Annotated in this window: 27 protein-coding genes; 8 read left to right on the top strand and 19 right to left on the bottom strand. The window is 59.6% G+C overall.

The window, feature by feature from the left end:
• Positions 1-10: 10 nt before the first annotated feature.
• From GC127_RS16650 to GC127_RS16640, 3 genes are all read left to right on the top strand, one after another.
• On the top strand, positions 11-883 hold the full coding sequence (locus GC127_RS16650; protein WP_254700150.1) for a hypothetical protein: 873 nt from the start codon (positions 11-13) through the stop codon (positions 881-883).
• A gap of 106 nt (positions 884-989) precedes the next feature.
• A complete protein-coding gene (locus tag GC127_RS16645; protein ID WP_151979824.1) occupies positions 990-1,793 on the top strand; it encodes a lytic transglycosylase domain-containing protein in 804 nt (267 codons plus the stop codon).
• Positions 1,794-1,876: 83 nt separating this feature from the next.
• Positions 1,877-2,569, top strand: coding sequence for a hypothetical protein (locus GC127_RS16640; RefSeq protein ID WP_081506411.1), 693 nt, complete (start codon positions 1,877-1,879; stop codon positions 2,567-2,569).
• Positions 2,570-2,590: 21 nt separating this feature from the next.
• Here the strand turns inward: GC127_RS16640 and GC127_RS16635 are convergent, their stop codons facing one another.
• Positions 2,591-3,325, bottom strand: a complete 735-nt coding sequence (locus tag GC127_RS16635; protein ID WP_151979061.1) for a DUF3445 domain-containing protein — start codon at positions 3,323-3,325, stop codon at positions 2,591-2,593.
• Between the two features lie 9 nt (positions 3,326-3,334).
• The gene (locus GC127_RS16630) at positions 3,335-3,775 is read right to left on the bottom strand and encodes a DUF6314 family protein (protein ID WP_151979060.1); all 441 of its coding nucleotides are present in this window, start codon (positions 3,773-3,775) and stop codon (positions 3,335-3,337) included.
• A 119-nt stretch (positions 3,776-3,894) separates the two neighbouring features.
• Here GC127_RS16630 and GC127_RS16625 point away from each other — a divergent pair, with 119 nt between their 5' ends.
• Positions 3,895-4,164, top strand: coding sequence for a hypothetical protein (locus GC127_RS16625; RefSeq protein WP_151979059.1), 270 nt, complete (start codon positions 3,895-3,897; stop codon positions 4,162-4,164).
• A 7-nt stretch (positions 4,165-4,171) separates the two neighbouring features.
• On the opposite strand, the gene GC127_RS16620 is transcribed toward GC127_RS16625, so the two are convergent.
• From GC127_RS16620 to GC127_RS16590, 7 genes are all read right to left on the bottom strand, one after another.
• Positions 4,172-5,191 (bottom strand): glycosyltransferase family 10, encoded by a 1,020-nt coding sequence (locus GC127_RS16620; protein WP_151979058.1) that lies wholly within the window; start codon positions 5,189-5,191, stop codon positions 4,172-4,174.
• Between the two features lie 167 nt (positions 5,192-5,358).
• The gene (locus GC127_RS16615) at positions 5,359-6,246 is read right to left on the bottom strand and encodes an FAD:protein FMN transferase (RefSeq protein WP_151979057.1); all 888 of its coding nucleotides are present in this window, start codon (positions 6,244-6,246) and stop codon (positions 5,359-5,361) included.
• A gap of 218 nt (positions 6,247-6,464) precedes the next feature.
• Entirely contained in the window at positions 6,465-6,776 is a 312-nt protein-coding gene (locus tag GC127_RS16610) for a VanZ family protein (RefSeq protein ID WP_254700149.1), read from the bottom strand.
• A gap of 67 nt (positions 6,777-6,843) precedes the next feature.
• Positions 6,844-7,086, bottom strand: coding sequence for a zf-TFIIB domain-containing protein (locus GC127_RS16605; RefSeq protein ID WP_008282315.1), 243 nt, complete (start codon positions 7,084-7,086; stop codon positions 6,844-6,846).
• 82 nt (positions 7,087-7,168) lie between these two features.
• On the bottom strand, positions 7,169-7,576 hold the full coding sequence (locus GC127_RS16600; protein WP_151979055.1) for a universal stress protein: 408 nt from the start codon (positions 7,574-7,576) through the stop codon (positions 7,169-7,171).
• A 77-nt stretch (positions 7,577-7,653) separates the two neighbouring features.
• Positions 7,654-7,941, bottom strand: a complete 288-nt coding sequence (locus GC127_RS16595; protein WP_008282317.1) for a DUF5665 domain-containing protein — start codon at positions 7,939-7,941, stop codon at positions 7,654-7,656.
• Positions 7,938-8,258: an antibiotic biosynthesis monooxygenase gene (locus GC127_RS16590; RefSeq protein WP_151979054.1), complete on the bottom strand. Its 321-nt coding sequence runs from the start codon at positions 8,256-8,258 to the stop codon at positions 7,938-7,940. The genes GC127_RS16595 and GC127_RS16590 overlap by 4 nt, the downstream gene beginning before the upstream one ends.
• Positions 8,259-8,370: 112 nt before the next feature.
• On the opposite strand from GC127_RS16590, the gene GC127_RS16585 reads away from it, so the two are divergent.
• Positions 8,371-9,030: a hypothetical protein gene (locus tag GC127_RS16585; protein WP_254700148.1), complete on the top strand. Its 660-nt coding sequence runs from the start codon at positions 8,371-8,373 to the stop codon at positions 9,028-9,030.
• Positions 9,031-9,057: 27 nt separating this feature from the next.
• On the opposite strand, the gene GC127_RS16580 is transcribed toward GC127_RS16585, so the two are convergent.
• From GC127_RS16580 to fabD, 4 genes are all read right to left on the bottom strand, one after another.
• The gene (locus tag GC127_RS16580) at positions 9,058-11,346 is read right to left on the bottom strand and encodes a glycosyl hydrolase family 28-related protein (protein ID WP_151979052.1); all 2,289 of its coding nucleotides are present in this window, start codon (positions 11,344-11,346) and stop codon (positions 9,058-9,060) included.
• Positions 11,347-11,579: 233 nt separating this feature from the next.
• Positions 11,580-11,813: an acyl carrier protein gene (locus GC127_RS16575; RefSeq protein WP_008282321.1), complete on the bottom strand. Its 234-nt coding sequence runs from the start codon at positions 11,811-11,813 to the stop codon at positions 11,580-11,582.
• A gap of 230 nt (positions 11,814-12,043) precedes the next feature.
• A complete protein-coding gene (gene fabG / locus GC127_RS16570; RefSeq protein WP_008282322.1) occupies positions 12,044-12,781 on the bottom strand; it encodes a 3-oxoacyl-[acyl-carrier-protein] reductase in 738 nt (245 codons plus the stop codon).
• A 32-nt stretch (positions 12,782-12,813) separates the two neighbouring features.
• Positions 12,814-13,761 (bottom strand): ACP S-malonyltransferase, encoded by a 948-nt coding sequence (gene fabD, locus GC127_RS16565; RefSeq protein ID WP_151979051.1) that lies wholly within the window; start codon positions 13,759-13,761, stop codon positions 12,814-12,816.
• Positions 13,762-13,965: 204 nt separating this feature from the next.
• Here fabD and GC127_RS16560 point away from each other — a divergent pair, with 204 nt between their 5' ends.
• On the top strand, positions 13,966-15,177 hold the full coding sequence (locus GC127_RS16560; protein WP_151979050.1) for a cytochrome b/b6 domain-containing protein: 1,212 nt from the start codon (positions 13,966-13,968) through the stop codon (positions 15,175-15,177).
• Here GC127_RS16560 and GC127_RS16555 read toward each other — a convergent pair.
• The 5 genes from GC127_RS16555 to GC127_RS16535 form a co-directional block, all read right to left on the bottom strand.
• Positions 15,174-15,368, bottom strand: coding sequence for a Trm112 family protein (locus GC127_RS16555; RefSeq protein ID WP_008282325.1), 195 nt, complete (start codon positions 15,366-15,368; stop codon positions 15,174-15,176). The two genes, GC127_RS16560 and GC127_RS16555, sit on opposite strands and share 4 nt — an antisense overlap.
• Positions 15,365-16,012 (bottom strand): LON peptidase substrate-binding domain-containing protein, encoded by a 648-nt coding sequence (locus GC127_RS16550; RefSeq protein ID WP_081506425.1) that lies wholly within the window; start codon positions 16,010-16,012, stop codon positions 15,365-15,367. Before GC127_RS16550 ends, GC127_RS16555 begins: the two co-directional genes overlap by 4 nt.
• A 26-nt stretch (positions 16,013-16,038) precedes the next feature.
• Positions 16,039-16,956, bottom strand: a complete 918-nt coding sequence (locus GC127_RS16545) for a co-chaperone YbbN (protein ID WP_151979049.1) — start codon at positions 16,954-16,956, stop codon at positions 16,039-16,041.
• Between the two features lie 52 nt (positions 16,957-17,008).
• Complete coding sequence (locus GC127_RS16540; RefSeq protein ID WP_008282328.1) at positions 17,009-17,797, bottom strand: exodeoxyribonuclease III; 789 nt, start codon at positions 17,795-17,797, stop codon at positions 17,009-17,011.
• A gap of 229 nt (positions 17,798-18,026) precedes the next feature.
• Entirely contained in the window at positions 18,027-18,713 is a 687-nt protein-coding gene (locus tag GC127_RS16535; protein WP_081506428.1) for a response regulator transcription factor, read from the bottom strand.
• 156 nt (positions 18,714-18,869) lie between these two features.
• On the opposite strand from GC127_RS16535, the gene ribA reads away from it, so the two are divergent.
• Positions 18,870-19,958 (top strand): GTP cyclohydrolase II, encoded by a 1,089-nt coding sequence (ribA, locus tag GC127_RS16530; RefSeq protein ID WP_151979048.1) that lies wholly within the window; start codon positions 18,870-18,872, stop codon positions 19,956-19,958.
• A gap of 13 nt (positions 19,959-19,971) precedes the next feature.
• Here ribA and GC127_RS16525 read toward each other — a convergent pair whose 3' ends face one another.
• Positions 19,972-21,579, bottom strand: coding sequence for a peptide chain release factor 3 (locus GC127_RS16525; protein WP_008282331.1), 1,608 nt, complete (start codon positions 21,577-21,579; stop codon positions 19,972-19,974).
• 465 nt (positions 21,580-22,044) lie between these two features.
• On the opposite strand from GC127_RS16525, the gene GC127_RS16520 reads away from it, so the two are divergent.
• Complete coding sequence (locus GC127_RS16520) at positions 22,045-23,844, top strand: type I secretion protein (protein WP_199861273.1); 1,800 nt, start codon at positions 22,045-22,047, stop codon at positions 23,842-23,844.
• The last annotated feature ends 35 nt before the right edge of the window (positions 23,845-23,879 follow it).

Raw genomic sequence — 23,879 nt, 5'->3', positions numbered from 1 at the left:
GGAACCTCCCATGGCCAATTCCACTCAAAGGGTAACGGCAGGGCTAGTATTTCTCGGTACGAGAAACTTCGACATCGTCAGGATCGGCAACCGGATCAGCATGGTCCTTGACTGGCTAGATGAGCAGACAACAGGCTTGCGTATTCTTTCTGATTGCGAGGCAAACCTGAATTCTGATCATTTTGTTCTGCGGATTGAAATCCAGCAGGACCACAAGCTTAGCGCTTTGTCTCAGCCCGCTGAGCACTTTCTCGCGCTGAGCCTCTTGCAAACCGATCCAGAGGCACCGCCCCAAACCCAATTGGCGCTGTCGGTCATGGCACATGTTCTGCGGGCGCTGCACAGCACACTCGCCCCGGACTTTGTGCAATGGATTCACCCGCTGGCCCTGCTCAGTCATGCCGAGTTTCTCGAGGCTGTCACTTTTCAGGATGAGTATGAGCCAGCCGCACCACAAGCTGAAATCGTGCCGCACCCCAAAGCTGCCGCAGCGCGTTGTCGCTTGCCAGACATCGAACTTACCCATCAAGCGCTGCATGCACGCTATGTCTCAGAGAGCGACGCCGCTCCGGAGGATCATGTAACTGGCGCGTTGCGTGCGGTTTTTCGCGATAGTCTTGAAACAACGCCCGCCGCCACAATACAAACTGACAGCATCCGCGAGAGCACAGCCCCCCTGCGCCTGAGCGTCTGGATATTGACGATCACGCTGGGGCTCTTTGCTCTTCCGGTTGCTGCCGCGCTCGCCATTGTCAACCTCATGCGCGGCGAGAACTTGCGTCTCGCCTCTCAGACGGCGGCGATGACCGGCTTGTTCCTCACCCTGCAGGTCAATGGCGCGACAGCCCAAGCTCTGCAGGCCATGCAGGACCTATTGGGATGACCTCGACCGGAAAATTCCCCGCAGAGGCGCACTTGTGGCGCGCGCGTGGCGCGTTACACTCCAATCGAAAGCTATTTCACGGGAGATTGTAATGTTCACGACCATGATGCGCCCCCTTCAGCCACTCACCATGGCTCTTGGTTTCAGCCTGCTGGCCACGAGCGCCCTCGCCGCGCCCTGTGGCAACAGTGCGGACGGCTTCTCAAATTGGAAGGCCGCCTTTGCCAAGGAGGCTGCCGCCGAGGGCGTTGGCCCAAGAGGGCTCGAGGCCTTGGCCGGGGCGCAATATGCCAGCAGCACCATTGCGGCGGACCGCAACCAAAGAAGCTTCAAGTACAGTCTTGAGAAATTCATGCAGGTTCGCGGGGCCCCCACCATTGTGGCCCAAGGTCGCAAGCGGCGCGCACAGGATGCCGCGTTTTACGACGCGTTAGAGCGTCAATATGGCGTCCCAGCCGGGGTGCTCCTTGCTATTCACGGCATGGAAACCGGCTTTGGTGGGTTCATGGGGGATAGTGCCGTTGTTTCGGCCATCGTCACACTGACCTATGATTGCCGCCGCTCTGATTTCTTTCGGCCCCATGCCGTTGGCGCGCTGAAGTTGGTGGATCGTGGCGCAATCACCGCCCAGACAAAAGGGGCAAAACACGGCGAGTTGGGGCATACCCAGTTCTTGCCGGGCAATGCCCTAAACTACGGGGTTGATGCCAATGGCGACGGGCGGGTGGATTTCTACAATCTGACCGACGCGCTTGCGTCAACCGCGAACTTCCTGCGCCAAAAAGGCTGGCAACCCGGACAGGGCTATCAGGAAGGCCAATCGAATTTCGCCGTGATCCAGCAATGGAACGCCGCCGGGGTCTATCAAAAAGCGATTGCCCTGATGGCCGCGCAAATCGACGGGGGCTGACGCGCAATCGTCCGCCCTCTCCTACAGTAAACGTGCCAAGTATGTCCGGTTTCATCTGAACCCTCTCAAGAACGGGGCATGAAATGAGCAGACAGAATTACGGTCAGATCGCCGCGCTGGAGTTTTTCGATCCTCCAGAAATGGACTTTCCCGACATTGTCGAGGAGTTTGACATCGCGTCTCAGCGTCTTGCGCCGCAGTTGCGCCGCCTGACATGGGATGGCGAAGATATCGCGCTGATTGATCGGGACGCAGTGCGCATAGCACTTGGCTGGCTTCCAGCCCAAGGCTTTGACCAGCCCAGTTATCTGGTGCTGGCCGTGGGGCCGCGCAACGCCAAGCGCAACATCACGCTTGATCCAGAAGCCTATGAGATGCTCACCCGGCGTCTTGTCGAACGGGTGCGCGGCTATCTGCCGTTTGACGCGGTCCTGCACGGTGCCGCGAACCGCCCCATCAGCAGCGCGCTGCTCGACATGACATTCGAGCTGCTGTCCGGTTGCGCCAATGAGGCCACGCAGCATCGCCGCCCAACCCCGGCCCCGCGACAATCCAAACCCCGCCGTCAAGAGCATAGAGGCCAGAGCAGCGCGCGGCCCAAACATCCCATCCCCGAGGATGCAGTGGACGCGCGATTGGCAGTGCCAGAGGCCTCTTTGCCAATGCGGCTGACGATTGTCACCTTTGGCCTTACGCTTTTTTTGCATGTGCCGCCGCTTGGCGCAGCACTTTTGGCCTATACCACCCTACGGGAGGCACAGCCGCTCTTGAGCTGATCTGGCATCCCAAAGACCGGCTCAGCAGACGTCCTTGCGCGCCAAAACGTAGGTATGGATCGAAAACACGCAAGCTCGCGTTTGCGGCAGGCGCAAGACGCATTGGCGTTCGCTGCGCAAATAAGGATACGCAGCCTCTGCGCTCGGTTGCACCCTTGATCGGGGCTGATGCAACGTTGGATCCGCATAGCGCAAGGCATTGAACCGCCAAAGCGGTCGCCCCTCCTGCACCCCATCAAAGAGCCGCTGCACCCGGCGCGCAAGAGCCTCATCATAGGTCTTGACCGGCACGTGAATGGTCGTCAGGGGCCGACCAATCTTGTCCGCAAGGTGCCAGCTTGCCGGAAAGCACAGAACTGCGGCGGTCAAAACATGCTCGTCGCCCCGCCGTTCCATGAGGCAAAGATCCTCTTGCACCAGATGCCCCAAAGTCCCCATGGGATCGGTACGATCAATCGGCACAATGACACCATCGGGGCGCTGTACCTGCTTTGCAGAAACACCATAGCCTTGGCCGTATTCCTGCAACCAATCCAGCACAAATTGCAAAAGCTCGTCCGCCGCAGGACCCGCCCCGTCTGTGACCGCCAGAACCTCGGCGCGCTGCTCGGACAAAAGACGGGCACGCTCGGTCATCTGACCGGCAAAGGCCTCATCGACCTGCAACCAGTCGGCCATCAAGAGCGGGGAAACACCCGGCAGGGCATGCGCGGCCTCGGGATCATAGGGCAATCGGGTCTGAAGAATCTCTGTCATACGGCAAACTTAGCCAAGCGCCTGCGCCGCCGCATCCGCAAAATCGTCTGAACGATGATAGCGCGTCTCCATCCGGTAATCCTTGCGCGGGCCGCGCACATGCCACGTGACCGTAAAGGCGGGCCAATCCGCAAAATCGTAATGCCCGTCATACTGATCTGGATCACACCAATGCGCGGTCGGCCCGCCCTGAGCCGGCACAGTGTGAAAAAACCGCCCATCCTCGAACCAGACGGACATATCCACGGACCACAGATAGCGCCGCTCAGCCAGAAACCGTGCGCCTGTCTCCAGCACCATCTCGCCGGTCTCATGATAGGCCAAACCTTTGGGGTCCGGTTTCCAGACGGCGCGCCCGCTGAACCGAGCCGAAGCGCCATCCTCATGTTGAATGACCCGCTCAAGCGTCCAGACGCCTGTAAAATCATCAAGGGTTACGGTGTGTGACATGGTCTATCCCCTGCGGCAGTCCGCGGCGATTCGCAAGCCAACTGGCCAAGGGGCCGCTCACGACAATGGACGCCACCATTCGAGTGGCATAAGATCGCGAAGCATCTGCAGGAGAGGCCATGAACAAGACGCGGCATACAGACCCCAACCCGCAGGCAACACCGGGCGAGCAAATCCTGTTGGCACAGTTGCATCAGGTGCAACGCGCGCTGGAGCATGCCTATGCCGAACGGCAACAGCAAGAGGCAGAAACCGCCGCCTGCGCGCAGAGGGTCCAAACACTTGAGGCCGAATTGAACCAAGCGCAGGCGCATCTAAACGCTGTTCTGGCCTCGCGCAGTTGGCGCATTACAGCCCCCTTACGGCGCCTGCTCACACGCGGAAAATGATGCCGGATCAGATCAGCGCAGCAAGGTTGCGCGTCAACGCCTGCGCCAACCGCTCGAATTCCGCACAAAGTAGGGATGGCGTGTTGAACAGCGCCGCCATCCGCGCCTGCGCCTCGCAATAGGCGGACAAGGTCTGTGGATCGGCGGTAAACCCGGCTATCCGCTCTGCCGCCACCTCTGGTGTCAGACCGTGGAGGTTGACAAATGCCCCCTGCGGCAGCAGGTCATGAACCCGGTGATCCGCCCCCGCGACATAGAGCGGCACAGCGCCAATCGCGAGGCTGTCGAACAGCTTTTCCGTGATATAGGACCGGTGATAGGTGTTCTCGACCGCCGAAAGCACAGCGCAGCGACCGCGCAGATCAAGGTATTTCTCAAGATGCCAATCCGGCAGGGTCTGCCTGCGCGGCAGCACATTCCACCCGGCCCCCATCCGCAACAGCCGCTCGCCGGTGCAGGCCAATGCCAGCCGTGTCCGCCAACGCCCCAGGCCGTAAAACCCGGCCTCAGGAAAGGCCGCATCAAAGCGCGGCTCGTCCCGGTATTCGGCGACAAAGGCCATATCCCATTTTACTGCAGCGAACCGAGCCGTCCAATCCTCTTGTGACAGACGCGCGTTTTCCGCGAACCAACACCCATAGCGCGTAGGATAGGCGTAATCCGTCAAAAGGAAGTAGGGAATCCGCTCAAACTCATAGATATCGGATGTCACATGGTTGAGGAAAACATAGGGCAAAGGCCCCGCTTCAGTCTCAACGACCTGCGCAGGGGTGAGCGGATCTTTGGCCCAGACACAATCCCAAAGTGGTTCTTCTGACAAGAGCACAAGGCGCTGATGCGCCGCCAGTCGTGGCGCTAACGCCTCGGCATGGCGATCGAGGTCCTTGGTATGGGCAAGCAGAATGATATCCGCCGCATCAAACGTATCCGTGACCGTAATCGCGGGCGCGCAGGCCCGGCGAATGGGATCGTAGGCCAAGGGCTGACGGTGCGCATAATCGCCAAAGGGATGCACCTTGATTGTCAATACCCGCCCTTTGGTTCCGGTAAACTGGCCCCTAAGATACCCATCGAACCACAAAGGCGCAACGCCGATCCGGGCCTGTGCTGCATGTCAGGATCTGTGCGATCAACAAGCCCGAAACAAGGCTTGACCATGTGACCAACAGACCCTGACCGCCCGCAACAGCCGCCTCAGCGGATCATTTCGATGCGTGCGCCCGGAAATTGCGCCACGACCGCAAGGGTCTCTTCGCGCGGGATGAGCGCAAGCGCGGTCGACAGGCCATCCGCAACAGCAGCTCTGGGTGCTGAGACTGTGACGATGGAGTGAAAAGGCGTATGCCCGTCGGGGCAGACAACGTGATCCCCCCCACCGGGGCGAAGCCCGCCAAACGGTCGCGTTGTAGACACAGCCCGGTTGCGCAGAACGATATGATCCTCATAGGCCCCGTCCGTGGCAAAGATCCGCGCCTGCCAAGGCCTATGCAAGGGACACTGGCCAATACCCTGCAATTCCCCAATATCCAGCATCACATCCGTCAAGCCACGGGCACGCATGAGGTCGGCGATCTTGTCGTTGATATAGCCCTGAGCGATACCATTCAGCGTCAGCGCCATGCCTGTCTTGGCAAAACAGATTTCGCGCGGGTCAATGTAAACCTTGTCCCAGCCAATCAACCCAAAAACCTTGGCGCGCGCGTGTCCAAATGTGCCGACCTCAAGCAGAGGCAGAACCGTGGGATCAAACACACCGCCCGATGCGTGGTGCAGTCGATCCGCCAATAGCAGCACGTCGAGCAATTCGGGCGGGGGCGCGACCAAACGACCAGAGCGGTTGAGCCAGCTCAAGGAACTGTCGGGGCGAAAGAGGCTGAATATCTGTTCAAGACGCTCCAACTCGGCCTCAATGGCCGCAAAGACTGGGCGCGCCGCGTCAGGGGAAAGACCCGCAATGGCAAGGCGAGCCGGTGCGCCCATGGCGCGACCCTGCCAATGCGCAGTTTGCGCAGCCATGGCGGCAGAGGGGGCCGCAAGAGCGGCAGCAGTAATACTGAGGAAACGGCGGCGGGTCGTGATCATGGCGTTCTCTTTATAAAAATCATTTTCAGGGCAAGACCCTCGTTCGCGATACCCACACCCGAACCACTCATGACACTTGCAAAACGAACACCACACATTGGGCCTGTGTCGACCCTAGGCGGCTTCCAGATGGTGAAACTTGATCGAGGTCAACTTTTGCAGAGCGCAGGAAAAAAAGATGACTTAAAAGGGTTCTTTTTGCACGTACTGCAAGAGTACTACTGCCGAAAGGCGGGTAAACGTCGACGCAGTATAAGCGCCAAGGCGATTCCCATCGCGGCACCCAGCCCGTCCGCCACGAAATCCGCCCATTCCGCTCCGCGTCCGAAATGCGGCTGAACAATCTCGATCAGGCCGCCATAAGACAAAGCCACAAGCCAAATCAGCGCCCAACTCCGCGGGTGCGCCATCGTGATCGGAATAACCAAAGCGGCAAACGCCACAAGATGCGCCAACTTATCCAGCCCAAGAAGCGGTGAGTGCCCCCCAGTGGAGGGCATCAGAGTTGTAACGCCGATTGCAAGCGTCATCAGGGCCGTCAGGATTTTTACCATTCTTGCGCATAGCCCCAACATCTTGGCGCTTCAAGGGCGCGCGTCAGAAGTCGAAGAGATCCTCAAGAAAGCCGCCACGCTTTTTGCGGGGGCGTTGTCCGCGATCGTCTTGGTCGCGCGACTCGTACGCTGGTGCCGCAGTCGCAGGCGCCGAGGCGGAGCGATCAATGATCTTGTCCAACTCGCCCCGGTCCAACCAGACACCCCGGCACTGTGGACAATAGTCGATCTCGACCCCGGCGCGTTCCGCCAGAACCAGTTGCGTGCCGTCGATTGGACATTGCATGGGCGCTCTCCTTTTGTTGCCTTGTGTGGCATGTGGGGTCGCACCGCTGACGGTGCAACCCAGAGCGCAAACATCCCGCCACTCAGCGGATTACATGCACCGCACAGGCCGCATGGCGCACCACCTTGGCGGCAGTAGAACCCAGCAAGAGATCCTGCATACCGGGCCGATGGCTGGCAATCACGATACAGTCGGGAGTGTGGGCCTCGGCCCAGTCAAGGATAGTGCGCCCCGAATGCCCCTCGACCACATGGGCAGAGGCATTGGGCAAAGAGGCGGCGATTTCGGCCAGTTCAACCTCGATTGCCTTGCGCGCCTCGTTCACATAGCCTTGGGGCAGATAAGAAATTGCATAGCCCGGTACCTGCTCGATCACATGCAAGAGGCTGATGCGTCCCGTCTCTCCCGCCAAAAGCCGCGCGGCACGTAGCGCTGCATTCGAATCGCGGTCCTGATCAAAGGATACGGGAATCAGAATATGTGCATACATGGGCTGTCCTTTTCTATTGGATAGGCCCATCATCCCCTAGGGGACAGCGCTCTGCCATGATCCAGATCAGGCCCGGTTCAGTTCTGCATGTCGCGCACCTGCGCCGCAATTTGTGCCGCCCAATCGCCAATGATCGGCAAAAACTCGATCTGGCTGAGGGCCCAGATCATCACCGACAAAAGCACCGTTGCCCCCAGCACCGTGCCAAGCCCGGCGGCAAGCCCCCGCACCAAGCTGAAGGCCAACATGCGCGGCACGGAATTGTGGACACGGATAAAGCGATGCGCATTCAGCGTCTGCAATTCGCGGCGCAAGGCTGCCACCTCGCGTGTCAACTCGTCGGTCGGCCTGTTGTCTTGCGTCATCCGAAGGTTGCCACCACGTCATACATGACCGGCTCGAACCCTTTGCAGAGTGCACTGATTTCGCGATTGCGGGCGCGCATCTCATCACTGCGTAGCATCGCCTGAAAATCAGAGCGCGCGCGCCATTGCGAGTAATTGGCGATACGGGTTTGGGCATCGTTGACATGCAGACCCGCAGCAATGAATCCCGGTTGTTTCGAGATAAAGTCACGATAGGCGGCGGTCAGCAAATCCATCAGATCCTGGCAGGTGCCCGGCGTCACCTCAAAGGTGGTGAGCACGGTCTGATGGTCGGTGTCGGTGGTGATATGGGGCATGGGAAACCTCCTTTTGGGAGCAAGCCTAGCACGCGCCCCCTGCCCGGTAAATTCCCGGCCCATCTTAACCTGCGCTTTACCCTTTTTAATGAAGGTTAATGCAGAGGTGACGATGCAATTACGCCCGCTCTTTGCAGTGCTGATACTGCCATGGCTCGTTGGCATGGCAGAGGCGGGCGCGTGGCCGCGCGCCAAGGGGCAAACCTTTCTGGCGGCAACGGGACAGCTTGATGCGCCCGACGAAACCGGCCTCGCACGGCAGAGCTTTACACTCTATGCTGAATATGGCGCGACAGAGCGGTTGACGCTAGGCGTTGATCTGGGCGGCGACGCGCTGCAAATGTCCAAGACCATCGTCTTTGCCCGCTGGCCCGTCGGACGCCCGGCGCGAAAGGTCAAGATCGCGGTCGAATTGGGCTTGGGCGAAGTAGCTGAGCAACGCGCACTGCGTCCCGGATTGTCGCTTGGGCGGGGGCTGACACTCTGGGGGCGGCACGGTTGGGCGGCGTTTGACGGGCGGGCCGTGCTGTTTAGCGGGGGGCAGATGACGCTCGAAAGCGATATCACCCTTGGTCTTGATATCACTGCGCGCGGCAAGGTGATCGCGCAGATCCAAACCGGACAGCCCGCGAAGGGCCAGACCTATGTGCGTTTCGCACCCTCCTATGTGCATGCGACCAAGCCCGGCGCGCACCTGGAATTCGGGCTAATCCTGCCTTTGTCGGGTGGTGGCGAACGGGGGGTCAAGCTGGGCCTCTGGCGGTCATTCTAACAGCCCATCAGAGGCCCAAAGAACCTGTCAGAGCGGATCGTCGATCCGGATACGCAGCACCACCGATCCCGAAACCGGGCTGGGCCAACGCAGGTTGATCCGATCCCGGTTCGGCCCTTGCTGCGCCTCGAAATAGGGGGCCGCGTACACCAACGCATTCGCTGCATTACGCAGAGGACCGGCAGGAATGACCGCCTCAACCGTCTGCGCCCAAGCACCGAACGGCAAGCGTGGCGCAGGCTCGACCTCCCAAGTGGCAGTGGCACTTTCCTCGGTGTGCTGCATCACCAGCGGACTGGCGACCGGGATATTGATGTTGTGAAAGCTGTTGTTGGCAAAGGTGACATTGCGCACCCGATCATAGTTGAGATCGGCAAAACTCGTGTCGACCATCTCGACCCGGGTAATGGTGCCGATAGTGCGGAACGTGTTGCCAGTGACGGTCACCCCGTCAAGAAAATGCCCCGCGCCGTGCGGCTTGACCACGATATAGGTGAACCAAGGGGCCATGTTGCCGGCCAGAAAAACATTGTCGGTGATGCTGAGCGCGCTGAACGAAAATTCGCTTGCGAATTCGGGCTCGGCATCATGCTCGTTCACCCATTCGATAAAGCAGTTGTCGATGTAATTGCCGCTGACACTGCCGCGATTGTTGATCCGCGTCAGCACAAAACCCGCGACGCGCGCGCCGCCTTGCGAAGTATCCCCCTGAAACACGTGATTGCCGGAGATCAGGGAACTGCTACCCGCAAGCACGGCGAAATGTCGAAACAGAACGCTGCGATTATCGCGGATCTTGAGGTCATTGGCATTGGCATTGAACGCGATGCTGCGCCGCTCGGTCGACAACAGAGGCCCTTCGTCCGAAATGAACTGACAGCGGTCGATCATCATCCCTTGATCGCCCTCGCCATGGCTGGTGATGCCTCGATCCTTGGGGCGGGTAAAGAAACAGTCACGGAAATGATTGGCAGAGCCCTGCGGCGGCAAGAGCACGCCACTGCAATCCCCCGTGCACTGGAAATCCACTTCTGAGAACACCATGCGCGAGACATCGTCAAAACCGCTGAAATCCAGCAGGTATTTGAACCGCCGGAAGGTAAAGACCTGCGTGCCCGCCGCGTCAAAAAGCGGCTGACTGATGTCGAGCCGCTGTGCCGCCACGTTCTTGGCGCTGACGTAAACCTCGCGGCCCACACCATTGCCCTCAATAAGCGCGCCCACGGGGATATTGGCCACGTCAATCACATTGGTCAGCCGGAGGGGGTTCGCAATGTCATAGCTGGCCTGCGAAGTCACAACATCGGTCGCCCAAGCCGGGCCGCCCCGGATCGTGAACTGGCCATTCTGGATGACGTGGCGCTGGTTATAGGTGGAGCGGTTGTTCACCGCCGCAGCCATATCAACCGGCCCGCGCAGAACCACCTTGCGCCCAGCCAGATCAAGCGTGACGTGATCGGGATTGTTCAAAAGCGCCTGATAGGCCTTTTTAAAGGCCAGTTCGCTATCGCCAAACGCATCAATATAAGCGGGCAGATCATAGTTTTTGGTCAACGCAAGAATGGCCGCATCCGGCATCACGAGCGTGCCCTCGAACCGGATGCGGTTCTGGATCGTGGTGCTTTGCCCAAGGAAATATTGGCCTGCGGGCACGATGATCTCGCGGCCCTGCGCCGCAGTGTCAGCGGCCTCGAAAGCGGCATGATCATCCGTCACCCCATCGCCAATCGCGCCGTAATCACGCACATCGACCGTGCTGAGGATATCGCGCAGGAAAAAGCGGCTGACATCCTCAATGATGATGTCGTCAATGCGTACCACGCCACCGCTCGGCCCGCTCAGATCAAGACCGAAATGGCCGAAAATAGCAGCGCGCCCCCAAGGCATATCCACGCCGGTGCGCGTGCCCGTGCCTACAATGGCCGTCACCTCGACAACCGCGCCATAGGTGGTCAACGCGACCTGCGGTCCGGTCACCGTCACCCCGGGCAGGGCGGCACCCCCTGCCCCACCGGCAAAGGCCGCGATGCGCACACTCGGCAGATTGCCGGCAATCGCCTTGATCCGCGCTCGGATTTGCAGGTAGCAGCCGGGTAAGATCGGCGTTTCGCCCATCGAGCGCAAACGCTGCACAGCCTCGGTCTTTTGCAATTCCAGCGCCCCACCAAAATCCTGATCGGCGGGGACAAAGGCTGCGTCGACGGCGTTCGCATAGGTGTCAGACCCCGGTCGCCCATCCCCGCGCGACCACTGGTCCAGACCGTTTGCAAAGGGGGTCGGCATGAAAACGATGCCGTCGGTGATTGCCTTGTTCATGGATATCCCTTTCCTGTTGCGCGCCGCATGCGGATGCTCGTGGCCAAAGCGATGGGCCAAAGCGGTCGGAAGGGGATGTATCAACGACGTGTTAATCAGGTCTCATGGCACCGTCACGGTGCCTGTAAGACACCAGATTGCGCGTCAGGCACACCCAATTGTGATATGCCTCGCCTGAAACGCAAAAAGCCCTGCCGGATGGCAGGGCTTTCGCCTGTCGCGCGGGGGCGATATCAGGACGCTTCGGTGATGAACTTGACCGCGTCGCCAAAGGTCTGGATTGTATCCGCCGCATCGTCGGGGATCTCAATGCCAAATTCTTCTTCGAATGCCATGACCAGTTCGACCGTGTCGAGACTGTCCGCGCCGAGATCGTCGATGAAAGAGGCTTTGTCGACGACCTTGTCCTCTTCGACACCCAGGTGTTCCACAACGATCTTCTTAACGCGGTCTGCGATATCGCTCATGTCTTGTTCCTCGTTTTGTCTTGGGCTGGTTTGCCCGTTGTCTGCCCCCGCCCAGCCCGGGAAGTGGCGATGATTTTGCCCCAGTGGGCGGTTCTCGACTGCCTTAATACCAAGGCCACCGGGAGAATCCGCATATCCCTCCGGCTAATCTCGGTGGCCTATAGCATATGCGCGGGCAATGGCAAATGCTTTCACTCAGCCCAAAACCGCCACAGCGATCAAGCCGCGGCTCAGTACATCGACATGCCCCCATTCACATGCAATGTAGCCCCCGTGACATAGCCGGCCTCGGGGCTGGCAAGATAGAGAACGGCGGCGGCGATTTCCTCGGCTGTGCCCATGCGGGCCATCGGGATTTGGGCGTTTAGCCCCGCCTTCTGATCGTCGCTCAGCTTATCTGTCATCGGCGTGGCGATAAATCCAGGGGCCACGACATTCGCAGTAATACCCCGGCTGGCCACCTCTGCGGCGATGGATTTGGTCATCCCCACAAGCCCCGCTTTGGCGGCGGAATAATTGGCCTGACCGAGGTTCCCGCTCGCCCCTACGATCGAGCCGATGTTGATGATCCGGCCCCAACGCGCCTTCATCATTGGCCGCACAGCCCCCCGGCAGAGGCGCATCGCAGACGTCAGATTTACATCCAGCACATCGTGCCAGTCCTTGTCAGACATCCGCATGAAGAGTTGATCACGGGTGATGCCAGCATTGTTCACAAGAATGTCGAGCCCGCCCAATGCACCAACGGCCTCTTTTGCAAGCGCCTCAACTGCCTCTGCATCCCCAAGGTTGCAAGGGAGGACATGCGCGCGGCTGCCCAGTTCCGCAGCCAGAGCCTCCAGCGGTTCTACCCGCGTGCCACTCAGCCCGACGGTCGCGCCCGCGCCATGCAGAGCACGGGCAATCGCCGCGCCAATGCCACCTGAAGCGCCCGTGACAAGCGCAGATTTCCCTGTCAGATCAAACATGTTCTGTCCTTCCTTGGTAAACGATACGCGGCTCACTTCTCGGTCAGGCTGGCCGCTGCCGCTGTGACTTCATCCGGCGTTCCGATGGTGCGGCAGCTGAGGTCACGCGCGATGCGGCGCACCATACCCGAGAGCGCTTTGCCCGCGCCGATTTCCCAAATTTCGGTGACGCCCTGCGCCTCCATATATTGCACCGACTCGCGCCAACGGACAGAGCCCGTAACTTGCTCGACCAAGAGCGCGCGGATCTCCGCCGGATCTGTCACTGCTTGCGCGCGCACGTTGGCCACGAGCGGCACAGCCGGCGCATGAATAGCGACCTCGGAAAGGGCTTTTGCCATCACTTCGGCAGCCGGTGCCATCAACGCGCAATGAAAGGGCGCACTTACCGGCAAGAGCATGGCCCGTTTGGCCCCGCGCGCCTTGGCCAGTTCCACCGCGCGCTCTACCGCGCTCTTATGGCCTGAGACCACCACCTGTGCCGGATCGTTGTCATTCGCGGCTTGGCAAACCTCGCCTTGCGCCGCCTCTTGCGCCACGGCGCGGACAGTTTCAAAATCAAGCCCCAACAAGGCCGCCATTGCGCCGACGCCAACAGGCACCGCCTGTTGCATCGCCTGCCCTCTGATGCGCAGAAGGCGCGCTGTATCCGCCACGCTGATCGCCCCCGCCGCCGCTAGGGCGGAATATTCCCCCAAGGAATGCCCCGCCACATGGGATGCCGCCTTAGCAAGGTTCACACCTTCTGCCTCAAGCGCCCGCAGCGCGGCAATAGAGGTGGCCATCAGCGCCGGTTGCGCATTTTCGGTCAGGGTCAGCTCGTCTTGCGCGCCCTCCCAGATCAACGCCGAAAGCTTTTGCCCAAGCGCCTCGTCCACCTCATCGAACACCGCGCGCGCCGCCGGATAGCTGGCGGCCAAATCCGCGCCCATGCCGATCACCTGCGCGCCCTGCCCCGGAAATACGAATGCTCGGCTCATGGCCTGCCCCTCCCTTGAAAAGTGCCTCCCGATACATCGGCACGCAGGCCAAGGCAACGTATTTGCCCAATTTCACCTGAGTTTGCTCAGGTTTTAAACGGGGCTAGATAGACACGCAAAGACGCAGAGGCCCTGTGCGTGGGCGGCGATTGCGCCCGTGACATATGCCGCTAGAGTGACGCCACAACCATGAGGACATTCGCGATGCAACGCACCAATTCCGCCACCAGCTACGGCAGTATCGCCAAGGGCTTTCACTGGCTCACGGCGCTCTTGATCCTGTCAAACCTGCCGCTGGGCTGGTATGCGACCAAGGTCGCCGAGGCGGTGGCAGCGTCCCCAACTGAACCGTTGATCGCGCAGGCTACTTTCCTGTTTTCACTTCACAAAACACTCGGGGTCGCAATTTTCTTTGTGGCGCTGGCCCGTATTCTTTGGGCCATGTCGCAGCCCAAACCCGGATTGCTCAACGGGGATCGCGGACTCGAGGCCTGGGCAGCGGAAACCGCGCATTGGTTGCTCTATGGCTCGCTGGTGCTGGTGCCGCTTTCAGGCTGGGTGCATCACGCTGCAACCTCAGGTTTTGCACCGATCTGGTGGCCATTGGGGCAAAACCTGCCATTGGTGCCCAAGTCTGAGGCCCTGTCCGACCTGGCCTCAACCTTGCATTTTGTGTTTGTGCTGGTCTTGGTGGGTACGATTGCGGCGCATGTGGGCGGCGCTCTCAAACATCACCTGCTGGATGGTGATGCGACACTGCGCCGGATGTTGCCGGGGCGTATGGATGCGATTCCCACCGCGCGGCAACCCAACCCTGTGCTGCCCATGGTTGCCGCCGTGGCGGTTTGGCTTGGTACACTTGGGGGCGCGACAGCGCTTGGCTGGTTCGACACAACACAAACCGGCCCGACCACACTTGCGGCGGTCGAGAGTGACTGGCAGGTCGAAAGCGGCCAATTGCAAGTGACAGTGCAACAAATGGGCTCAGCCGTGACCGGCAGCTTTGAGGAATGGACGGCCGAAATCGCCTATTCCGAAACCCCGGACGCAGATGGCAAACACGGCGATGTTACGGTGACTGTCAGCATCGCCTCTCTCTCGCTTGGCTCGGTCACACAACAGGCGATGGGAGCAGATTTCTTCAACACCGCAGAATTCCCGACTGCGATTTTTGCCGCTGATTTGATGTCTGGTGAAACAGGCCCTGTGGCGCGCGGCACGCTGACCATCCGGGACCAATCTGTGCCCGTCGAGATGCCCTTTGACCTGACCATCACCGGCGATAGCGCCACGGCTATCGGCACGCTTGCCCTCGATCGCCGAAATTTCAACATCGGCAACGGGGTGACGGACGAAAAGTCCTTGGGTTTTGGGGTCGATATGCGCTTTGAGTTGACCGCCACGCGGGGAAGTTAATCCAGCCTGCGTGCCTCGTCGATCAGCATGACCGGAATGCCGTTGCGGATCGGAAAGGCCAGACTTGCGCGGCGGCTGATCAATTCCTGCGCCGCCGCGTCATACTCGAGCGTAACATGGGTCTGTGGGCAGATCAGCGCCTCAAGCATGCGCCGGTCAAAGGCCGGGGGGGGCGGTGTGTCTTCGGTCACTGCATGATGTCCTCGTTATCGCCGCCGCGCAGCACATATTCGATAAGCGTGATCAGCGTCTCGCGCCGCGTGCTGAGCGATGGCGCCTCAAGCAAGGCTTGCTTGTCCTCCGGCTCAAAGCCCAACAGCATCGAGAGTGAATTGACCAACAACTCATCCTCGGCCTCTTTCAGCGAATCCCAGTCTGTTTGAAGCTCGCGGGCCTCGAAATACCGCGCCAAAAGCCTAAGGAATGCGCGGCGGTCAAAGCCGGGATCACTGTCGACCGGCCCCAAATCACGCTCAAAGCCGGTCCACGACACGCGCGCCCGACGATAGGGTGTAAAGCCCTCTACCTCTTCGAGGACGCGAAACCGCGACAGGCCCGTCAGAGTGATCATATAGCGCCCATCCTCGGTTTCCGAGAATTGCGTCACACGTCCAACGCAGCCGATTGCATGCAGACCGGTGCCGCCCGCGCGACCCGGGACCCGGTTCGGCTGGATCATTCCGATCAGCCGACCCGGAGTTTTCAACGCATCCTCAAGCATCGCCAGATAGCGAGGCTCGAATAGATGCAACGGTAGACGCGAGCGCGGCAGCAAGAGCGCACCGGGCAGCGGAAAGACGGGGATGATCTCTGGAAGATCGAGCTTGTGTGTCATGCCGCTAACCTAGTCCGTGCATAGGTTCAGGCAAATATCATCGAACTCAATTTGCGCCGCCCACTCAGCAAGACCGGATCATTCGGTTTGAGCGCCTCGAAGATGGTGAAAAGCTGGGTCTTGGCCGCGCCATCATTCCACTCACGATCCCGCCGAAATAGATCAAGCAATTCATCCACCGCCTCTTGCGCCTGCCCGTTGGCATAAAGCGCCTGCGCGAGATCAAATCGTGCCTGAAGGTTCGCGGGGTCTGCCTCAACGGCGGCGCGCAGCTCGTTGACAGGTCCGGCATCTTGCGCCTGACGTGCCAGTGCCAGTTGCGCATGGGCGGCGTCAATTTCAGGGGCGTGGCTGATTTCTGCCGGGGCACCGTTTAGGATCGCTTCGGCCTGATCCAACTCGCCTAGCGCCATATGGGCACGGGCAAGGCCCGCGTAGCCCCGCGCATTCAGCGGGTCCTCTTGCAGAATTGCGGCATAGGTCTGGGCCGCATCGGCCACAGCGCCGGTTTCAAGCATCTCGTCGGCGGCATCAAGCGCCTCGTCCAAACCATCCTCAGGCTCGCCCCCGGCGGCTGCAATAACACGCGCGACGAACGCCTCGATCTCTGACGGAGGCACGGCACCCTGAAAACCGTCGATCGGCTGGCCCTGCCAAAAGGCATAGACGGTTGGAATCGATTGAACCCGCATCTGGCCTGCAATCATCTGGTTCTGATCGACATTGATCTTGGCCATTTTGACCGCACCGTTGGCGCGGGTCACCGCCGCCTCAAGCGCCGGACCAAGCGTTTTGCAAGGACCGCACCACGGGGCCCAGAAATCGACGATCACCGGCACGGTTTGCGATGCGTCCACGACATCCGCCATGAAGCTGGCCTCGGACACATCCTTGATCAGGTCGCCCGCCGCGGGGGCACTTTTGGTTTTACCCAGTTCCAGCATGTTCAGCCTCCTTAAGAGATTTGCCCCCTATATGAGGGCGTGGCGGGCGGAGTCAAAGATCAAATGTTGCGAACACCGGCGCGTGATCCGAAGGTTGCTCCCAGCCCCGCGCGCCACGCAGGATGCGGCTGGAATGCGCCGAAGTGGCGATGTCGCCTGTGGCCCAGACATGATCAAGCCGGCGCCCTTTATCCGCGGCGTCCCAATCGGCTGCGCGATAGGACCACCAGCTATAAAGCTGCCCCTCGGGAATGTCGGCGCGCGTAACATCCTGCCAACCGCCCGCCGCCATCACTGCGCTCAGATGATCCACTTCAACAGGGGTGTGGCTTACGATTTTGAGCAGTTGCTTATGATTCCAAACATCATCCTCGCGCGGGGCGATGTTGAGATCCCCCACAAGGATCGCCTTTTCGGGACGGCTGTCGTGGAACCAATCGCGCATGCCCGTCAGATAATCGAGCTTCTGGCCGAATTTGTCATTCACCGCCCGGTCAGGCACATCGCCCCCTGCAGGCACGTAGAAATTGTGGATCACAACACCATTTTCCAGTCGGCCCGCAATATGCCTTGCATGGCCGAGATCCGCAAAGTCCATCGCCCCGACCTCTTCGATTGGCAATTTGGACAGGATCGCCACTCCGTTGTAGCCCTTTTGCCCACGGGCGACGACATGGGCATAGCCAAGGGCGGCAAAGCCCTCGAGCGGCATCTTATCAACCGGGCTTTTGCATTCCTGAAGGCAGAGGATATCAGGCCCCTCTTCCTGCATCAGGCGCGCCACCAGTCCTTCACGCAGACGCACTGAATTGATGTTCCATGTGGCGAGGGTAAAGGACATCTGGCATCTCCCGTGCGGATTCGCCGGGACACTAAAGCGATGCGTCCAAGGATTCCAGCCGCGATTGCCCCAGACAGAGCCGAGCGCCAAAACAAAAAGAAACCCCGGCACAGGGGCCGGGGCAGTCCAACAGGGAGGTTCATGTGTGTAACCGCACACATAACGGATAATAGCAGATTAAAGCTCAACCGCAGATACGACTTTGATCTTGGTCAAAGAACCGTGCCTTTTAGACAACAAGCCGATAGCCGCCCGATTCCGTCACCAAAAGCCGCGCATTTCCGGGATCGGGTTCGATCTTTTGACGCAGCCGGTAGATATGCGTCTCAAGAGTATGGGTCGTAACCCCCGCGTTATAGCCCCAAACCTCGTGCAACAGGATATCGCGCGGAACCACGCCTTCCGTCGCACGATACAGAAACTTAAGGATATTTGTTTCCTTTTCCGTCAACCTTACCTTGCGATCATCTTCGGTGATCAGCATCTTCATCGCCGGTTTGAACGTATAGGGTCCAAGCTGGAACACAGCGTCTTCAGACTGCTCATGCTGACGCAATTGCGCACGGATACGGGCCAGCAGTACCGGGAACTTGAAAGGTTTGGTGATATAGTCATTGGCCCCGGCATCAAGCCCAAGGATCGTGTCCGCGTCACCGTCATGCCCGGTGAGCATCAGAATCGGTGCCTTGATTCCCTGCTTGCGCATCAGGCGACACAGTTCGCGCCCATCAGTATCCGGAAGCCCCACATCCAAGATCACAAGGTCATAGATCATGTCCTTGACCTTGCTCAGCGCAGAGGTACCGCTTGACGCCTCGAAGACGTCGAAATCCTCGGTCATGACCAACTGTTCGCCAAGCGCCTCGCGCAGGTCGTCGTCATCATCCACGAGAAGAATTTTTTTGACTTGTCCCATCTCGGTTTCCTCTTGTTTCGTCGAACATGCGGTACAAGCAGCGTCGCGGCAAGACGTGCAACATTCCACTCACGCCCTAGTGTTGCGGCGCGAGCGTTTCTTTCCATTCATTACAAAAGACTATATCACGGTTGGACTGATAAACAGGAGCCCCGCATGAGCCTTGCACCGGATCTCACTGAAATTGCCGCGCGCGCACGCAGCGATCTGCGCATGGGCGTGCCCGTGGTGCTAAGCGGGCGCGGAGGTGCGGCACTCATCATGGCTGCCGAAACGCTTGAGGCGCAGCGGCTTGCGGATCTGCGGGCATTGGGCGGCACTCCGGTTCTGGCGATTACTGCGCGCCGGGCCACCACGCTCAAGGCGCGGGCCTATGATGATGATCTCGCGCGCGTTATCCTTCCGCCCGATGTCTCTCTGGGATGGATCTTGTCGGTTGCGGACCCGGCGGATGATCTCAAAAGCCCGATGAAAGGCCCGCTGACCTCCGAGCGCGGGGGCGCGGTCGATCTACACCGGCTGGCGCTGAGCCTTGTGAAATCGTCGCGGCTTTTGCCCGCCGCCTTGGTGCTGCCACTAACGGAAGGCGTGGAATTCGCGCGCCGTCATGGGCTGACCCTGCTTGATACAGCCGCGGCACCGCAACTCGAACTGACAAGCCCGCTGCATCCGGTGGTCAGCGCGCGCCTGCCGCTTGCCGTGTCAGAGGCGGGGCGTCTGCATATCTTTCGCCCCGAGGATGGTGGCGAGGAACATTACGCCATCGAAATCGGTCAACCTGACCGCGCCGTGCCCGTGCTGGCACGGCTGCATTCCGCCTGTTTCACCGGCGACCTGATGGGAAGCCTGAAATGCGATTGCGGACCTCAGCTGCGCGGCGCTCTGGCGCAGATGGGGGCCGAAGGTGCCGGCGTGCTGCTGTATCTCAACCAAGAGGGGCGCGGCATTGGCCTTGCCAACAAGATGCGTGCCTACAGCTTGCAAGATCAGGGGTTCGACACGGTCGAAGCCAATCATCGCCTTGGATTTGAAGATGACGAACGCGATTTCCGCATCGGTGCGCGCATCCTGTCGCTGATGGGCTTTTCCTCGGTGCGGCTTCTTACCAACAATCCCGCCAAGATCGCGATGATGGAGCAGAACGACATCAAGGTGATCGAGCGTGTGCCGCTGAAACTGGGCGAGAACACGCATAATCATCACTATCTCGCGACCAAGGCCGCAAAATCGGGGCATATGCTCTAGGCCAAGGCGACCTTTAGACCATCATCTCTTTGGTCGCGGTCAGCGTGACATCTGGATAGTCGCGCGCGACCCGATCAATGTCCCACTGCAGGCGCGTAAGATAGACGATGTCGCCATCATTATCATGGGCGATATGCTGTTTGTTGGCGGCAGTGAATTTCTCGACCGCCAGCTTGTCGCCAGATACCCAACGGGCCGAGGTGAACTGAGAGCCCTCAAACCGCACCGGGAGCCCATATTCCAGCTCGATCCGGCTGGCCAGCACCTCGAATTGCAGCGCCCCCACCACGCCCACAATAAAGCCAGAGCCAAACGCAGGCTTGAACACCTTGGCGGCACCTTCTTCGGCGAATTGCATCAGCGCCTTTTCCAGATGCTTGGCTTTCATCGGATCACCTGCCCGCGCCTGTTGCAAAAGCTCTGGCGCAAAGGATGGGATGCCGGTCACGCGCAGCGCTTCCCCTTCGGTCAGCGTATCCCCGATACGCAACTGGCCATGGTTGGGGATACCGATGATGTCCCCAGCCCAAGCCTCTTCGGCCAATTCACGGTCCGCTGCCAGAAAGAGCACCGGTGCCGAGACGGTGATAGGTTTCTTCGAGCGCACATGCGTCAGCTTCATGCCGCGTTTGAAATGCCCCGAGGCGAGGCGGACAAAGGCCACACGGTCGCGATGCTTGGGGTCCATATTGGCCTGCACCTTAAAGACGAAGCCGGTCACGGCAGTTTCTTCGGGGGCAATCGCACGCGGAGTGGCCTTTTGCACCTGCGGCTCGGGGCCATAGGTGCCAATGCCATCCATCAATTCCTTGACGCCAAACGAGTTGATCGCTGAACCAAACCAAATGGGCGTCATATGGCCCTCTAACACCGACTGCGGATCGAGCGCGGGCAAAAGTTCGCGCGCCATTTCGATTTCCTCGCGCAGCTTGGCGATAAGGTTTGCGGGCACATGCTGCGCCAGTTTCGGATCATCAAGCCCGTCGATCTTGATCGACTCTGCCACTTTGTTGCGGTCGGCGCGGTCCATCAATTCCAGACGGTTGTTCAGCATGTCATAACAGCCGACAAAATCGCGCCCCATACCGATGGGCCAACTTGCCGGGGTTACGTCAATGGCAAGGTTCTGCTGGATTTCATCAATGATCTCGAACGTATCGCGCGCTTCACGGTCCATCTTGTTACAAAAGGTCAGGATCGGCAAATCGCGCAACCGGCAGACCTCGAACAGCTTCTGCGTTTGACTTTCAACGCCCTTGGCCCCGTCGATCACCATGACGGCCGCATCGACGGCGGTCAGGGTGCGATAGGTATCTTCGGAAAAGTCCGAGTGGCCGGGCGTGTCTACGAGGTTGAACCGGAACCGACCAAAATCAAACGACATGGCCGAGGCCGACACAGAAATGCCCCGGTCCTTCTCCATCTGCATGAAGTCAGAGCGCGTGCGCCGCGCCTCTCCCTTGGCGCGCACCTGCCCGGCCATCTGAATGGCGCCCCCGTACAAGAGGAACTTCTCGGTCAGCGTCGTCTTGCCCGCATCTGGATGCGAAATGATCGCAAACGTGCGGCGGCGGGCAATCTCAGCCGGAAGATCGGGGCGGTTTGAAAGAGTATCCAACATGGCGCCGGATATAGAGGCGCGGCGGGGGCGGCGCAATACGGGGTGTTGAGGGTATCGAACGCCGATAAACCCCAGATGATTCTCTGAATGCTGGCGTCGGGCACCAAGCGCGGCGGCAAAAATGTCTCACCCGTGCATCTGGCGGCTCAATCAGCGTTCAATTTGGCACCCAACCGGTCGGCCACATTCATTGACCTGTTTTTGATACATTTTTTAGCATGACGGCACCCAGCATGCCGTTCGGTCATCCGTGCCGAGGGGCAGGAAAATGCAACATTCGGACCAAGCTCGCAAATATGGTTAACACCCTATCCGGAAGCATCGCCTATCCGGCGGAGTAGTATCATAAATCCCTGTTTTCTTTAGAAATTCCGAGGACTGCGAGAGTTTTCGCCGCCTTGGTACGGACCATCCAAACCGAAGAACGGCACGCTCTGGCGGCAAATATCGATGCCGGGGGTTTGAATGCCATTTACGATTTCAGCGGGTTACTTGTCCGATACGACCTTTACACAGGCGCATTTCGGCGGCAACGCGCTTGCCCTGAGGGACCGCGTTGGGGACGAGGGCACCTATGATGACGTTGCCCGCACACTTGGCGTGGAACATATCCGCTACCCCGGCGGCAGCCTTACCGAGTATTACTTCGACATCCGCAACCCGGATAACGATGTCGTGGTCAACTCCGAGACCGGCGAAGCAACATCATTTCTGCCGATCAGTGATGCTCTGGGCTTTGCCGAGGAAGAGGGGATCGCAGTCACGATCGTTCTGCCCACGCGGCACTTTCTCAGCACCGAGGTAGACGCAGAGGGCAATCGCTTGCCCGATATCGACGAACCCGCGCTGCGCAGCTTCCTGCAGGATGTGTTCGACGGACGCTACGGAGCCGCAGATATTCAGGCCATCGAAATTGGCAATGAATATTGGGGCAGCGGTGGCATGAACACCTTTGAATATGGCCGCCTCGCCTCGGAAATGGCCGTCATCGTCAAGGACGAAATCCGCAGCCACCCCGACGCGGAGCATCTCTCGGAAACCGATATTCTGGTCCAGATGGGCACGAATTATGGCCGGTTCGCTCTTTCAAACCTGTTTTCAGGAACGGGAGAAGATCAACTTGCCGAGCTCAATGAAACATATGACCTGAACCTTTCGGAGAACGAATACATCTATTCCTCTGGCGATGTGGCTTGGGCCAAGGTCGCCAATGCCATCATCCTCAACGAGTTCGACACCGTCGCAGAGCAAAGCGCCATCGACGGCGTTGTTGCCCATATCTACTCCAAGGGGGCCGACACCCCCAACAGCCGTTATTTCGAACTGTCGCAGATTGCCGACACCTGGCTCAAGGAAATGCCGGGGCTGGATATTTATGCAACTGAATGGAACCTGAAACGCTCGGTGTCCGAGGACCCACAAGAAGAGTTCGGCCTGAAACAAGCGCATGAGATGCTCAATGTGCTTGAGGCGTTTTCTTGGGGCGGTGTCGATGCGGCACATGTATGGCCCCTCCAAATGAATAGCCGCACGGGTCTGGCTGATGGCGAGGGCGATGCAGATATCCGTGTACCCGGCGAAATGTTCCGCCTGTTGAACGAAACCTTGCCTGGCACCCGCCCTCTCGGCCTTGCAGGAAGCGAAGGGCGCGAGACGGAACTGTCGGGCGAAACAGCGGATGTGCATGTGTTCTATGCCCCGGATCGCCTGGTCACGTTCCTTGCCTCGACCAGCGACCAACCCAGCGAAGAGGTCGTGGACTTTATGAGCATCCTGCGCGATTTGGGCGACGTTACAATTACGCGCCTAGGCGTGGCTGAGGGCGAAAACCCAAGCGAGTCCACTGCCGAACCCGTTGTGACCAACGAAAATCCACAAGACCTGATCGAGGACGGCATCCTGATCGCAGACCTTGCGCCCTACGAGATCCTGATGATCGAGATGCTCAACCCCGTCTTTACCGCCGAACTGGCCCGTATGGTCGCCGACACCCCCGAGGAGACAGACGAAATCGACGTCGAGGAAAGCGACAATCAGGTCGTCGACAATGTCCTCAACTTCGCAGATTTCTTCCAATCCGGCAGTTCAGGGTCCGGCAGCAGCGAGAGCTTGATCCCGACAACGCCCCCCGCCGAAGAGCCAGAGGATGCCCCAGACTCCGCAGCCGCAGCCGGCGATGCCGATGACAGCGGTGGCGGTGGCGGCGATTTCGGTTTTGGGGCCTTGGCGCTCGCGTTTCTGCCGATCCTGCTTTTGGCGGCCTGATCCAAGGGGCCGCAGCGCGGCTTGCCGCGCCCCCC

It is taken from the genome of Roseovarius sp. EC-HK134 (assembly GCF_902498815.1).
Taxonomy (GTDB): domain Bacteria; phylum Pseudomonadota; class Alphaproteobacteria; order Rhodobacterales; family Rhodobacteraceae; genus Roseovarius; species Roseovarius mucosus_A.
The sequence above is the reverse complement of the archived record's forward strand: the minus strand, read 5'-3'. Positions and strand labels throughout refer to the sequence as shown.